Raw genomic sequence first — 12,996 nt, 5'->3', positions numbered from 1 at the left:
TCACAGGGGCATCATGACGGGGCAGTCCGTCATAGGGGGGATCGTGACGGGCCGGCCCGTCACAAAGGGATCGTGGCGGGCAGGCCGGGGGTGCGCAGCCGCGTCGACGCCAGCGCGGGCAGCGCGGCGAGCCCCGCGGCGAGCAGGAGCACCGTCGCGGGCGCGGTGAGCGCGTACGCGGCCATGGCCACACCGAGCACTCCTGCCACGGCCTTGGCGCTGTAAACGACCGCGTGGATCTCGCAGGTCTGCCGTTCGCCGAAGAACTCCCTGACCAGGCTCGCGACCAGCGGGTAGAACGCCCCGCCGCCCAGCCCGGCGGCGATCGCGCCGAGCCAGAGCAGCGGACTCCCGGCCGCGACCCCCAGCACGGCCCCGGCGTCCAGCGCGGCCCCGGTCCCTGGCGCGGTCCCCGCATTCAGCGCGGCCGCGTTCGCGGCTTCCGGGGGCAGGCCCGTCACGCCGCCGGCCGGCCTGGCGGTGGGGTTCATGGCGCCTGCCAGGAGGACCTGGCCCACCGCGAGGAGTCCGAGCACCGAGGCCAGCACCAGGCGGCGGCCGAGGAACTCCGACAGCCGCATCGCGACCGCCCGCCCGCCGCCGTTGAGCGCCACCATGAGGGCCAGCGCCCCCCACACTCCGGTGCTCGCCACGACCACCACGTCGAACACCGACACCGCGCCCGCGCAGGCCAGGATCACCGCCAGGGCCGGCAGCGCCCGCGTCCGCAGCGCCTGGGAAAGCCCGAACTGCCGCACCGCGCCGGGCGTCCTGCGCAGCCGCGCCGCCTCCAGCGCGTGCGCGCGCGGCTCCACCGTCTCCGGCCACCAGCCCTCGGGGGCCAGCCGGAGCGACCTGGCCGCCGTCCCGATCGCCGCCGCGGCCAGCAGCGCCGCCACCGCGAACACGGCCGGTGTCATGGCGGGCGCGAGCCCGGCCCACACCAGGAGCGGCGCGGACCCGTACCCGAAGGCGCCCGTCACCATGCTCACCCGGGCGGCGGGACGGTCGGGATACCAGGAGGAGACCACCTCGCCGCAGACCCCGTACACGGCTCCGGCGCCGAGCCCGCCGAGCACGGCGTACCCGAGCAGGGCGAGGGGGAACGCCGCCGTTCCGGTTCCGGCGCCCACGACGGCGGCCGTCAGTAAGCCGAGCGTCGTGAGGGCGGCGCCGGCGGCCAGCGCGGCGCGGACCGGCAGGCGGCCGCGGCGGACCAGCCGCAGGGCGGGCAGCGCGCCCACGGCCTGGAAGACGATGCAGGCGGCCAGCAGGATCAGCCCGTTCGCGTCCGTGGCCAGCAGGGCCGCGAAGCCGTACTGCAGGGGGCCGATCGCGGCCATGGCCGCCAGCGCGAGACGGAACATCCGGGTGCGGTCGGCGGGGACCGGTCCCACGAGGTAGGAGCGCCCGCGCCAGTCTCTGACAATTGTTGCATTCTCCATACCGTATGGAATATCCGGTACACCGAGCCCTGTCGAGGGTCTGGACGGGGGATATTCCATACGGTATACCGTCTACAAAGGAGGCTCGAATGGACCTGTACGAGTATCAGGCGAAGGAGCTCTTCGGGCGCCACGGGATACCGATCCCCGCGGGCAGGGTCGCGGCCACCCCCCAGGAGGCCCGCGCGATCGCCGCCGAGCTGGGCGCGCCCGTCGTCATCAAGGCCCAGGTGAAGACCGGCGGACGCGGCAAGGCGGGCGGCATCAGGACCGCCCCGGGCCCGGCCGCCGCCGAGGACGAGGCCGGCCACGTGATCGGCATGGACATCAAGGGGCACACCGCGCACCGCGTGCTCGTCGAGACCGCCACCGTGCCCTTCGAGGAGTACTACGCGGCCTTCCTCGTGGACCGGGCCGAGGGCGGGTTCCTCGCCATGGTGTCCGCCCAGGGCGGCATGGAGATCGAGGAGCTGGCGGCCACCGACCCCGACGCCATCGTGCGCGTCCAGATCGACCCTGAGACCGGTGTGGACGCGGAGACGGCCCGGCAGCTCGCGGCCAAGGCGGGGCTGCCGGAGGCCGCCGCGCAGGTGCTGGAGCGGCTGTGGCGGGTGATGGTGGCCGAGGACGCCGTCCTGGTCGAGGTGAACCCGCTGATCTGCACCACCGACCAGCGGATCGTGGCCCTCGACGGCAAGGTGACGCTCGACGGCAACGCCGCCTACCGCCACTCCTGGGAGTACGCGGAGCCCGCGGACAGCCTGGAGGACAGGGCCAGGGCCAAGGGGCTCAACTACGTCAAGCTCGACGGGCGGGTCGGCGTCATCGGCAACGGCGCCGGCCTGGTGATGAGCACGCTGGACGTGGTGGCGGGCGCGGGCGCGGCCCCGGCCAACTTCCTCGACATCGGCGGCGGCGCCTCGGCCCAGGTGATGGCCGACGGCCTGGAGATCATCCTGGCCGACCCGGACGTGCGCTCGGTGCTGGTGAACGTCTTCGGCGGCATCACCGCCTGCGACGCGGTGGCCAACGGCATCGTGACGGCTCTGGAACTGCTCGGCGAGCGCGGCCTCGGCCGGCCGATCGTCGTACGGCTGGACGGCAACAACGCGGAGGCCGGGCGGCGCATCCTGAGCGAGGCCAGGCACCCGGCGGTCCGGCAGGTCCCCACCATGGACGGCGCCGCCGAGACGGCGGCCAGACTCGCGGCAGGTGCGTGATGGCGATCTTCCTCACCAAGGACAGCCGGGTCCTCGTGCAGGGCATGACCGGCGCGGAGGGCACCCGGCACACGGCCCGCATGCTGGCCGCCGGCACCGACGTGGTGGCCGGGGTGACGCCCGGCAAGGGCGGCCGCACGGTCGACTTCGGCGAGCGCACGGTGCCGGTGTTCGGCTCGGTGGCCGAGGCCGCGGCGGAGACCGGCGCGGAGGTGTCGGTGGTGTTCGTGCCGCCGCGCTTCACCTTCGGCGCCGTCGAGGAGGCCGTCGCCGCGCGGGTGCCGCTCTGCGTGGTCATCACCGAGGGCGTGCCGGTGCACGACTCGGTACGGTTCCGCGCCCTGGCGGCCCGCGCCGGCACCCGGATCATCGGCCCGAACTGCCCTGGCCTGATCAGCCCCGGCCAGTCGTCGGCCGGGATCATCCCCGCCGACATCACCTCCGCCGGGCGGATCGGCCTGGTCTCCAAGTCCGGCACGCTCACGTACCAGCTCATGTACGAGCTGCGCGACCTCGGCTTCTCCACCGCGGTCGGGATCGGCGGCGACCCGGTGGTGGGCACCACGCACATCGACTGCCTGGCGGCCTTCCAGGAGGATCCCGGCACCGACGCGATCGTGATGATCGGCGAGATCGGCGGCGACGCCGAGGAGCGGGCCGCCGCCTACATCGCCGGGCACGTCACCAAGCCGGTCGTGGCCTACGTCGCCGGGTTCACCGCGCCGGAAGGCAAGACCATGGGGCACGCGGGCGCGATCGTGTCCGGCTCGTCCGGCACCGCCCAGGCCAAGAAGGAGGCCCTTGAGGCGGTCGGCGTCCGGGTCGGCCGCACCCCGTCCGAGACGGCGCGGCTGCTGCGCTCGGCGCTCGGGAGGCTCTCGCCATGAGGTTCGACGTCAACCTGTCCATCCTGTTCACCGACCTGCCGCTGCTGGAGCGGCCCGCCGCCGCGGCCAAGGCCGGGTTCGACGCGGTGGAGCTGTGGTGGCCGTTCGGCACGGCCGAGCCGTCCCGCGCCGAGCTGGACGCGCTCCGCGCGGCCATCGAGGACGCCGGCGTGCGCCTGGTGGGGCTCAACTTCGACGCCGGGGACATGGCGGCGGGCGAGCGCGGCCTGCTCGCCCGGCCGGACGACTCCGCGCGGTTCCTGGCCAACGTCGGCGTCGCCGCCGGCTTCGCCGCCGAGCTGGGCTGCGGCACGCTCAACGCGCTGTACGGCAACGACCCGGGCACCGACCGGGCGCTGGCCCTGACGAACCTGCGGGCGGCGGCCGACGCGGCGGCGGACGCCGGCGCCACCGTGGTCGTCGAGGCGCTCAACTCCCGGGAGAACCCGCACTACCCGATCACCTCGTCGGCCGCCGCCTTCGACCTGATCGACGAGGTGGGCCGGGACAACGTGGCCTTCCTGGCCGACCTGTACCACCTGCACGTGATGGGGGAGGACGTGCTCGCGCTCATCGACGCGCACGCCGCCAGATTCGGTCACGTGCAGATCGCCGACGACCCCGGCCGCGGGCAACCGGGCAGCGGGCGCATGCCGTACCCGGAGATCTTCGCCCGGCTGGCGGCGGCGGGCTACCGGGGGCACGTCGGGCTGGAGTACCGGCACGAGGGGCCGGGCGCGTTCGCTTGGAGGCGGCAGTGACCATAGCTTTCATCGGCCTCGGGATCATGGGCAGCCCGATGGCCGCCAACCTCGTCAAGGCCGGGTACGACGTCGTCGGCTACGACGTCAGCGCCGAACGGGTCGCCGAGCTGGAGGCCCGCGGCGGCAAGGGCGCGGCCGGGGTCGCCGAGGCGGTCGCCGACGCGGACGTGGTGATCACCATGCTGCCCGACTCGCCGCAGGTCGAGGAGGTCGCGCCGGTCGTCGTCGCGCACGGCGCGTCCGGCCTGATCTACCTGGACATGAGCACGATCAGGCCGGACACCTCCCGGTGGGTCGCCCGCGAGGCCGCCGCCAAGGGCGTCCGCGCCCTGGACGCGCCGGTGAGCGGCGGCGAGCGCGGCGCCGTCGACGGCACCCTGTCGATCATGGTGGGCGGTGACCCCGAGGACTTCGCGGCGGCCCGGCCGGTGCTCGGCGCGCTCGGCACCACGATCGTGCACGTCGGCCCGCCCGGCGCGGGCCAGACGGTCAAGGCCGCCAACCAGCTCGTGGTGGGCGGCATCTACGGCCTGGTGGCGGAGGCCATCGTGCTCCTGGAGGCGTCGGGGGTGGACCCGGTGGCCGGTCTGGACGTGCTCGCGGGCGGTCTGGCCGGCTCCCGGATCCTCGACATCAAGCGGCACACCATGATCAGACGGGAGTTCGCCCCCGGCTTCCGCATCGACCTGCACCACAAGGACATGGGCATCGCCGTGGCCGCCGCCCGCCAGGCCGGCGTCGCGCTGCCGCTCACCGCGCAGGTGGCCCAGCTCGTCGCGGCCGCCCGCGCCCAGGGCCACGGCTCGCTCGACCACTCCGCCCTGCTCAAGGTCGTCGAAAGGTTCAACGGATGAACGCCGTCCCGTGCATGGAGGCCGTGGTCAAGGTGCTGGAGTCGGAGGGCGTGGACACCGTCTTCGGCATCCCGGGCGCCGCCATCCTGCCGCTGTACGCGGCGCTCCAGCACAGCTCGATCCGGCACATCACGGTCCGCCACGAGGAGGGCGGCACGCACGCCGCCGACGGCTGGGCCCGCGTGACCGGGAACGTCGGCGTGTGCATCGGCACCTCCGGCCCCGCCGGCACCAACATGATCACCGGGCTCTACACGGCGATGGCCGACTCGATCCCGATGATCTGCGTCACCGGTCAGGCGGTCAGCTCGAAGCTGCACCAGGAGGCGTTCCAGGCGGTCGACATCGTGGAGATCGCCAAACCGGTCACCAAGTGGGCGGTGCAGCTCAAGGAGCCCGCGCAGGCGCCGTGGCTGTTCCGCGAGGCGTTCCGGATCGCCCGCTCGGGGCGGCCGGGGCCGGTGCTCGTCGACCTGCCGCTGGACGTGCAGCGCGGGACCTGCCGGTACGATCCCGCGGTCGACGCGCCGCTGCCCGTCGAGGAGCCCAGGCCGCTGCCCCAGGCGGTGCGCAGGGCGGTGGACCTGCTGGCCGCCGCCAAGCGGCCGCTGATCCTGGCCGGCGGCGGCGTGATCATCGCCGACGCGCACGAGGAGCTGCGCCGCCTGGCCGAGCACCTTCAGGTGCCGGTGCAGGTGACGCTCATGGGCAAGGGCGCCTTCCCGGAGGACCACCCGCTGTTCGCCGGGATGGCCGGCATCCAGACCCAGACCCGGTGGGGCAACGCCGCCTTCCTCGACAGCGACCTCGTGCTGGCCGTGGGCGCCAGGTTCGGCGACCGGCACACCGGCGACCTCGACGTCTACCGGGGGAACCGGCGGTTCATCCACGTCGACATCGAGCCCATGCAGCTCGGCCGGGTCTTCGAGCCCGACCTCGGGATCGTCGGGCACGCCCGGCCGGTGCTGGCCGGGCTGCTGGACGAGGCGCGCTCCCGGCACCCCGCCCCGCGCCGGCCGGGCAAGTGGGTGCGCCGGGTCGGCGAGCTGCGCGCCACCCTGGTCCGCAGGGACGACTTCGAGGACGTGCCGATCAAGCCGCCGAGGGTGTTCCGCGAGATCAACGAGCACTTCGGCAGGGACACCACGTTCGTCACCGCCATTGGGCTCTACCAGATCTGGTCCGGCCAGTTCCAGACGACCTACCTGCCGCGCCGCTACCTCGTGTGCGGGCAGGCCGGGCCGCTCGGGTGGGAGGTGCCGGCCGCGATCGGGGTGAAGACCGCGCACCCGGAGCGCGACGTCGTGGTGGTCGTCGGCGACTACTCCTTCCAGTTCCTCATGGAGGAGGTCGCGGTCGCCGCCCAGTACAACATCCCGTTCGTGATCGTCATGATCAACAACGAGTATCTGGGTCTCATCAGGCAGGCCGAGATCCCGTACGGCATGAACTTCGCGGTGGACCTGCACTACGGAGAGGGCGGCATCGACCATGTCAAGGCCATGGAGTCCTTCGGCTGCCCGGCGCGCCGGGTGGAACTGCCCGGCGACATCCGCGACGCGCTGGCATGGGCGTCCGGCGAGGCGGCCCGCCGGCGGCTTCCGGTGCTGGTGGAGGTGATGGTGGAGCGCGAGGCCAACGCCGCCATGGGTCCCTCGCTGGACGCCGTCAAGGAGTTCGAGCCGCTGCCCGAGCTCGTCGCCGTCGACTGGTCAGACTGAGAGGAAGGCTCATGCAGGTCAAACCGGGCACGTCCTGGCAGGACGCGTACGACAGGTGCTGCGAGACGGCGCCGGAGGCGTTCCACCACGACAGGGTGCTCAACCACTGGGGCGGGTTCTGGCAGCGGGACGGGCGGCCCGCGCCGGTGTTCTCGCCGGTGGACGGCACCGCCATCGCCGGGCCGCCCCGGCTGGACCGGGCCGGCGCCGCGCGCGCCGTGGCGGGCGCGGTGGAGGAGCACCGGCGGTGGCGGCACGTGCCGCTGGAGGAGCGCAAGGCGCGGGTGTCGGCGGCCGTGGAGTCCATGGCCGCGCACCGCGACCTGCTCGCGCTGCTGCTGGTGTGGGAGATCGGCAAGCCGTGGAAGACGGCCCGCGCCGACGTCGACCGCTGCCTCGACGGGGTGCGCTGGTACGTGGAGGAGATCGACCGGATGGCGGCGGGGCGCGCCCCGCTGCCCGGCCCCGTCAGCAACATCGCGAGCTGGAACTACCCGATGAGCGTGCTCATGCACGCCATGCTCGTGCAGGCGCTGGCCGGCAACGCGGTCATCGCCAAGACGCCGACCGACGGCGGGCTGTGCTGCCTCACCCTGGCGTGCGCGCTCGCGGTCCGGGAAGGGCTGCCGTTCACGCTGGTCAGCGGGAGCGGGGCGGAGTTGTCACCGGTGCTGGTGGCGGGCAGGTCGCTGGGCTGCGTGTCGTTCGTGGGCGGCAGGGACGCCGGCGGGAACGTCGCGGGCTCGCTGTCCGACCTGGACCGGCGGCACGTGCTGGAGCAGGAGGGGCTCAACTGCTGGGGCGTGTGGGAGTACTCCGGCTGGGAGCTGCTCGGCCGGCAGATCCGGGCCTCCTTCGACTACGGGAAGCAGCGGTGCACCGCCTACCCGCGGTTCGTGGTGCAGCGATCGCTGTTCCACGAGTTCCTCGGGGCCTACCTGGAGGCGGTGGGGTCGCTGCGGTTCGGGCATCCGCTCGCCGTCGCCCATCCCGGCGATCCGCTGCCGGAGCTGGACTTCGGGCCGTTGATCAACGCCTCGAAGGCCAAGGAGCTGGCCGACCAGGTGGACGAGGCGGTGGCGCGGGGGGCGGTGCCGCTGCACCGGGCGTCCGTGGAGTCCGGAAATTTCCTGCCCGGTCAGGATATTTCGGCTTATTTTGCGCCGGTGGCCCTGCTCGACCCGCCCCGCTCGTCCCCGCTCCACCACGCCGAACCGTTCGGCCCCGTCGACAGCTTCGTGCTCGTCGACACCGAGGCGGAGCTGCTGGCCGCGATGAACGCCAGCAACGGCGCGCTGGTCGCCACGCTCTCCTGCGACGAGGAGGACACGTACCGCAGGCTCGCCCCGGACGTGCGGGCGTTCAAGGTCGGCCACAACCGGCCACGCTCGCGGGGCGACCGCGAGGAGCTGTTCGGCGGGCTCGGCGCCTCCTGGCGCGGCGCGTTCGTCGGCGGCGAGTTGCTCGTCAGGGCCGCCACCCAGGGCCCCGACGGCGAGCGCCTGCCCGGCAACTTCCCCGGCTACACCCTCATCCCTACTTGAACCCGAACCGGGTCAAGACCACCAGCACCAGGAACGTCAGCATCGCCACCCGCAACAGCTTGCCGCCCGCCCCGAGCGACGGCCACGACAGATAGGCCAGCCAGCCGACGAACACCACGACCGGCAGCACGGCCAGCCCGCCCAGCCAGTTCTGCACCGCGATCCCGGCCAGCAGCAGCACCACCATCACGGCGGGCGTCACCCAGCGCGGCACCTGTGTGTACAGGAACGCCATCGGCGCCGCGCTGCGCCGCTCCACGGCCTTGCGCATCCCCGTCGCCCCGGGCGTGAAGAACTGCTCGCCCGGCGGCAGCGGTCGCTTGGGCTTGCCCTGGTGATCCTCGCGGGGCTGCGCCATCGGATGTCTGAGGCGGTCGTCGTCAGTGGCCACGGCCCGAGCCTAGCGCCGCCCGAATCGCCCCGGCATCCATGGATCGTCTGACATGCTGGGGGCGTGCTCGCCGTGATCCGTTACACCGTTCCAGAGGCCCAGTCGCAAGGCTTCGCCAAGCAGGCCGAGGTCATCCTCGACACGCTCGCCGCCCAGCCCGGCTACCTGCGCGGCAGGCTCGCCAGATCGGTCGACGAGCCCAACCTGTGGGCCCTGGTCACCGAGTGGGAGGGCGCCGGGTTCTACCGCCGGGCGCTGTCCACCGCCCGGATGGAGATGTACCCGCTCATGATCCTCATGGTGAACGAACCGTCCGCCTTCGAGGACGTTCTCGTCCAAGACGGGGCGTAGCGATAGTCGGGCGCGGAGCCGCTCGCCCTTCCCCTAAGCTGGGATCTCACACATTCATTTCCTCGCCGACCTCCAGCCGGAAAGAGATCCGATCAACATGGCACGACGCACCGACGTCATGGACACCATCGTCAGCCTCGCCAAGCGCCGCGGGCTCGTATACCCGTCGAGCGAGATCTACGGCGGACTGCGCGCGTCCTGGGACTACGGCCCGCTGGGCGTCGAGCTGAAGAACAACGTCAAACGGCAGTGGTGGCTGTCGACGGTCCAGTCGCGCGACGACGTGGTGGGCCTCGACTCCAGCGTCGTCCTGGCCCGCGAGGTCTGGCAGGCCAGCGGCCACGTCGAGACCTTCACCGACCCGCTCACCGAGTGCCAGTCCTGCCACAAGCGCTACCGCGCCGACCACCTGCTCGAGGCGTACGAAGAGAAGAACGGCAAGGCCCCCGAGCGCGGCCTGGCCGACGTCACCTGCCCCAACTGCGGCAACAAGGGCGCCTTCACCGAGCCGCGCCAGTTCAGCGGCCTGCTCAAGACCTACCTCGGCCCGGTCGAGGACGAGTCCGGCCTGGCCTACCTCCGGCCGGAGACCGCGCAGGGCATCTTCATCAACTACCTCAACGTGCAGCAGTCGGCGCGCAAGAAGATCCCGTTCGGCATCGGCCAGATCGGCAAGTCGTTCCGCAACGAGATCACGCCCGGCAACTTCATCTTCCGCACCCGCGAGTTCGAGCAGATGGAGCTGGAGTTCTTCGTCAAGCCCGGTTCTGACGAGGAGTGGCACCAATACTGGATCGACGAGCGCTTCCGGTGGTACTCCGACCTCGGCATCGCCAAGGACAACCTGCGCCTCTACGAGCACCCGCAGGAGAAGCTCTCCCACTACGCCAAGCGCACCGTCGACATCGAGTACCGCTTCAACTTCGCCGGCGGCGAGTGGGGTGAGCTGGAGGGCATCGCCAACCGCACCGACTTCGACCTGACCGCCCACTCCAAGGCGTCCGGCACCGACCTGAGCTTCTTCGAGCAGGAGACCGGCGAGCGCTACGTGCCCTACGTGATCGAGCCGTCGGCCGGCGTCGACCGGGCCACGCTCACCTTCCTCATCGACGCCTACACCGAGGACGAGGCGCCCAACGCCAAGGGCGTCATGGAGAAGCGCACGGTCATGCGGCTCGACCACCGGCTCGCCCCGGTCAAGGCCGCGGTGCTGCCGCTGTCGCGCAACGCCGACCTGTCGCCCAAGGCCCGCGACCTGGCCGCGGCGCTGCGCAGGCGGTGGAACGTCGAGTTCGACGACGCGGGCGCGATCGGCCGCCGCTACCGCCGCCAGGACGAGATCGGCACTCCGTTCTGCATCACGGTCGACTTCGACACGCTCGAGGACAACGCCGTGACCATCCGCGAGCGCGACTCCATGGGCCAGGAGCGCATCTCCATCGACCAGGTGGAGAGCTACCTGCGCCAGCACCTCAACGACTGACGCGCGCCGCGTCGCGGGGGCCTCTCTACGGAGGGGCCCCCTTCTGTTGTGTGCCGCGCCGCTCACTCCAGACCCCGTGCACCGAAAAATCATGTAAAAGCCAGTGTTACGCCCCTTTTCGCGTGCCCTTGATGGAGTGGCCCCCATAGCTGAAAGACAGGGGGATCCATGGCACGCACAACACTTCTCGCGCTCGGCCTGGCCGCCGCCGGTGCGCTCCTCGCGACCGGCGGCGCCGCCATGGCCGAGCCGGAGCCCTCGGCGCTGGAACTGCGGGTCGTCGTCGACGACTGCCCCGAGGCCAGGCCATGACCGAAGCCGCGCTGCTCGAACGGGCGCTGTTCGAGGTCAAGAGGGTGATCGTGGGGCAGGACCACATGGTGGAGCGGCTGCTCGTCGCGGTCCTGGCCCGCGGGCACTGCCTGCTCGAAGGGGTGCCCGGCATCGCCAAGACGCTGGCCGCCGAGACCACCGCCACGGTCGTCGGCGGCACGTTCTCGCGCATCCAGTTCACGCCCGACCTGGTGCCGTCCGACATCGTCGGCACCCGGATCTACCGGCCGTCGACCGAGACCTTCGACATCGAGCTCGGCCCGGTCATGGTCAACCTGCTGCTCGCCGACGAGATCAACCGGGCGCCCGCCAAGGTGCAGTCGGCGCTGCTGGAGATCATGGCTGAGCGTCAGGTCAGCATCGGCGGGCGCACCTACGAGGTGCCCAGGCCGTTCCTGGTGCTGGCCACCCAGAACCCCATCGAGTCGGAAGGCGTCTACCACCTGCCGGAGGCGCAGCGCGATCGGTTCCTGCTCAAGGTCGACGTCGGCTATCCCAGTGAGTCGGAGGAGCTGGCGATCGCCTACCGGATGAGCGTGGACCCGCCGCGACCGCAGCCGGTCTTCACCCCCGACCAGGTGGTGGCGCTGCAACGGCGCGCCGACGAGGTGTTCGTGCACCACGCCGTCGCCGAGTACGCCGTCCGCCTCGTCCACGCCACCCGCGAGCCCGAGCGTTACGGGCTGACCGACCTGCGCGGGCTGCTCGCCTTCGGCGCCGGCCCGCGCGCCACCCTCGGCCTGCTCGCCTCCGGCCGGGCGCTGGCGCTCATGCGGGGGCGCGAGTACGTGCTGCCGGAGGACGTGCGAGACCTGGCGCACGACGTGATGGCGCACCGGCTGGTGCTGTCGTTCGACGCGCTGGCCGACGACGTCCCGCCGCGGGCCGTCGTGGACCGGGTGCTCGCGGCGGTGCCGCTGCCGGTCGTCGCCCCGCAGCAGGAGTCAGCGGCATGAGCTCCTACCTGACGGCCGAGCCCGCGCTGCGCAGGCTGGAGCTGACCATCACCAGGCGGCTGGACGGGCTGCTGCAGGGCGAGCATCTCGGACTGTTCCCCGGGCCGGGCAGCGAACCCGCGGAGGCTCGCCCGTACCAGGCCGGAGACGACGTGCGGCGGATGGACTGGAACGTCACCGCGCGCACGAACGAACCCCATGTGCGCGAGCTCGTCGCCGACCGCGAGCTGGAGATCTGGGCGCTGCTCGACGCCAGCGCCAGCATGGACTTCGGCACGGCGTCGATGGAGAAGCGGGAGCTGGCGCTGGCCGCCCTCGCCGCGGTCGGCTTCCTCACCCAGCGCACCGGCAACCGCATGGGCGCGCACCTGCTGCACGGAGACGGCGTCCGGGTGCTGCCGGCCAGGACCGGGCGGCCGCACCTGATGGCGCTGCTCCGAGCCGTGTTCTCGCTGCCGCGCACCCCGCCCGGCACCCCCGGGTCGCTCCTGGGCGCCGCCGCCGATCAGCTCTGCCGGACTGTCAGGCGGCGCGGCCTCGTGGTCGTGGTGTCGGACTTCCTGGACGCGCCGCGGACGTGGGAGGGGCCGCTGCGACGGCTCACCGCCCGGCACCAGGTGCTGGCGGTCGAGGTCCTGGACCCGCGGGAGCTGTCGCTCCCCGACGTGGGCGTCCTGACGCTCGTCGACCCGGAGACGGGGCGGCGGCGCGAGGTCTCCACGGCCGGCGCCCGCCTCCGCCTGCGCTACGCCGAAGCGGCCGCCGGCCAGCGGGCCGCCATCGAAGCCGGCCTGCGCCGCGCGGGGGTCGCCCACCTGCGCCTGCGCACGGACGGCGACTGGGTACGCGACCTGGTGCGCCACGTCCTGAAGCACCGTCGCCTCGCCCACCGCTCCGCCGCCGCGGGGCCTTCCCCCGCACCCCTTTCAACCACCACGACGGCAGGCCGTCCTTCCGGAAACGGCCCCTCACCCGAGCCCGCTGGATCCGGAGAGGGCCGGAGACGGGGGCTTGCCCGGCTCGCCGCCTTCCGCCGGGCCCTCGCCC

12 protein-coding genes and 1 pseudogene are annotated in these 12,996 nt (G+C 72.6%); 11 read left to right on the top strand and 2 right to left on the bottom strand.

Going from position 1 to position 12,996, the window contains the following annotated elements; genetic code table 11:
- Window positions 1–59: 59 nt before the first annotated feature.
- Window positions 60–1,397, bottom strand: coding sequence for an OFA family MFS transporter (locus FR742_RS26005; protein ID WP_148033362.1), 1,338 nt, complete (start codon window positions 1,395–1,397; stop codon window positions 60–62).
- 137 nt (window positions 1,398–1,534) lie between these two features.
- Here FR742_RS26005 and sucC point away from each other — a divergent pair, with 137 nt between their 5' ends.
- From sucC to FR742_RS25975, 6 genes are read left to right on the top strand one after another with little or no spacing between them, the layout of a single operon-like run.
- Entirely contained in the window at window positions 1,535–2,665 is a 1,131-nt protein-coding gene (sucC, locus tag FR742_RS26000) for an ADP-forming succinate--CoA ligase subunit beta (protein ID WP_148033361.1), read from the top strand.
- On the top strand, window positions 2,665–3,552 hold the full coding sequence (gene sucD, locus FR742_RS25995) for a succinate--CoA ligase subunit alpha (protein WP_148033360.1): 888 nt from the start codon (window positions 2,665–2,667) through the stop codon (window positions 3,550–3,552). The genes sucC and sucD overlap by 1 nt, the downstream gene beginning before the upstream one ends.
- Complete coding sequence (locus FR742_RS25990) at window positions 3,549–4,313, top strand: hydroxypyruvate isomerase family protein (RefSeq protein WP_148033359.1); 765 nt, start codon at window positions 3,549–3,551, stop codon at window positions 4,311–4,313. Before sucD ends, FR742_RS25990 begins: the two co-directional genes overlap by 4 nt.
- Window positions 4,310–5,170 carry a 2-hydroxy-3-oxopropionate reductase gene (locus FR742_RS25985; protein WP_148033358.1) on the top strand — a complete coding sequence of 287 codons (861 nt, stop codon included), beginning with the start codon at window positions 4,310–4,312 and terminating at the stop codon, window positions 5,168–5,170. The genes FR742_RS25990 and FR742_RS25985 overlap by 4 nt, the downstream gene beginning before the upstream one ends.
- Window positions 5,167–6,891, top strand: coding sequence for a glyoxylate carboligase (gene gcl / locus FR742_RS25980; RefSeq protein WP_148033357.1), 1,725 nt, complete (start codon window positions 5,167–5,169; stop codon window positions 6,889–6,891). Before FR742_RS25985 ends, gcl begins: the two co-directional genes overlap by 4 nt.
- Before the next feature lie 11 nt (window positions 6,892–6,902).
- Window positions 6,903–8,435, top strand: a complete 1,533-nt coding sequence (locus FR742_RS25975) for an aldehyde dehydrogenase family protein (RefSeq protein WP_148033356.1) — start codon at window positions 6,903–6,905, stop codon at window positions 8,433–8,435.
- Here the strand turns inward: FR742_RS25975 and FR742_RS25970 are convergent.
- Complete coding sequence (locus tag FR742_RS25970) at window positions 8,428–8,826, bottom strand: DUF6703 family protein (protein WP_261808746.1); 399 nt, start codon at window positions 8,824–8,826, stop codon at window positions 8,428–8,430. The two genes, FR742_RS25975 and FR742_RS25970, sit on opposite strands and share 8 nt — an antisense overlap.
- Before the next feature lie 63 nt (window positions 8,827–8,889).
- Here FR742_RS25970 and FR742_RS25965 point away from each other — a divergent pair, with 63 nt between their 5' ends.
- The 5 genes and pseudogenes from FR742_RS25965 to FR742_RS25950 all read left to right on the top strand — a co-directional run.
- Window positions 8,890–9,177, top strand: a complete 288-nt coding sequence (locus tag FR742_RS25965; protein WP_148033355.1) for an antibiotic biosynthesis monooxygenase — start codon at window positions 8,890–8,892, stop codon at window positions 9,175–9,177.
- Window positions 9,178–9,274: 97 nt separating this feature from the next.
- Window positions 9,275–10,660 (top strand): glycine--tRNA ligase, encoded by a 1,386-nt coding sequence (locus FR742_RS25960; RefSeq protein WP_187281306.1) that lies wholly within the window; start codon window positions 9,275–9,277, stop codon window positions 10,658–10,660.
- Between the two features lie 168 nt (window positions 10,661–10,828).
- On the top strand, window positions 10,829–10,972 hold the full coding sequence (locus tag FR742_RS44720) for a hypothetical protein (RefSeq protein WP_187281305.1): 144 nt from the start codon (window positions 10,829–10,831) through the stop codon (window positions 10,970–10,972).
- Complete coding sequence (locus FR742_RS25955; RefSeq protein ID WP_148033354.1) at window positions 10,969–11,949, top strand: MoxR family ATPase; 981 nt, start codon at window positions 10,969–10,971, stop codon at window positions 11,947–11,949. The genes FR742_RS44720 and FR742_RS25955 overlap by 4 nt, the downstream gene beginning before the upstream one ends.
- Window positions 11,946–12,839, top strand: a pseudogene (locus tag FR742_RS25950) (DUF58 domain-containing protein); the annotation flags it as partial. The gene FR742_RS25955 and the pseudogene FR742_RS25950, both read left to right, overlap by 4 nt.
- Window positions 12,840–12,996: the final 157 nt, after the last annotated feature.

Source organism: Nonomuraea sp. C10, from assembly GCF_008017515.1.
Taxonomy (GTDB): Bacteria; Actinomycetota; Actinomycetes; order Streptosporangiales; family Streptosporangiaceae; genus Nonomuraea; species Nonomuraea ferruginea.
The sequence above is the reverse complement of the archived record's forward strand: the minus strand, read 5'-3'. Positions and strand labels throughout refer to the sequence as shown.

What these genes read in the sequence shown, in the direction of transcription:
- sucC (WP_148033361.1), top strand. Translation starts at nt 1,535, where the DNA reads ATGGACCTGTACGAGTATCAGGCGAAGGAGCTCTTCGGGCGCCACGGG.
- sucD (WP_148033360.1), top strand. Translation starts at nt 2,665, where the DNA reads ATGGCGATCTTCCTCACCAAGGACAGCCGGGTCCTCGTGCAGGGCATG.
- FR742_RS25990 (WP_148033359.1), top strand. Translation starts at nt 3,549, where the DNA reads ATGAGGTTCGACGTCAACCTGTCCATCCTGTTCACCGACCTGCCGCTG.
- gcl (WP_148033357.1), top strand. Translation starts at nt 5,167, where the DNA reads ATGAACGCCGTCCCGTGCATGGAGGCCGTGGTCAAGGTGCTGGAGTCG.
- FR742_RS25975 (WP_148033356.1), top strand. Translation starts at nt 6,903, where the DNA reads ATGCAGGTCAAACCGGGCACGTCCTGGCAGGACGCGTACGACAGGTGC.
- FR742_RS25960 (WP_187281306.1), top strand. Translation starts at nt 9,275, where the DNA reads ATGGCACGACGCACCGACGTCATGGACACCATCGTCAGCCTCGCCAAG.
- FR742_RS44720 (WP_187281305.1), top strand. Translation starts at nt 10,829, where the DNA reads ATGGCACGCACAACACTTCTCGCGCTCGGCCTGGCCGCCGCCGGTGCG.
- FR742_RS25955 (WP_148033354.1), top strand. Translation starts at nt 10,969, where the DNA reads ATGACCGAAGCCGCGCTGCTCGAACGGGCGCTGTTCGAGGTCAAGAGG.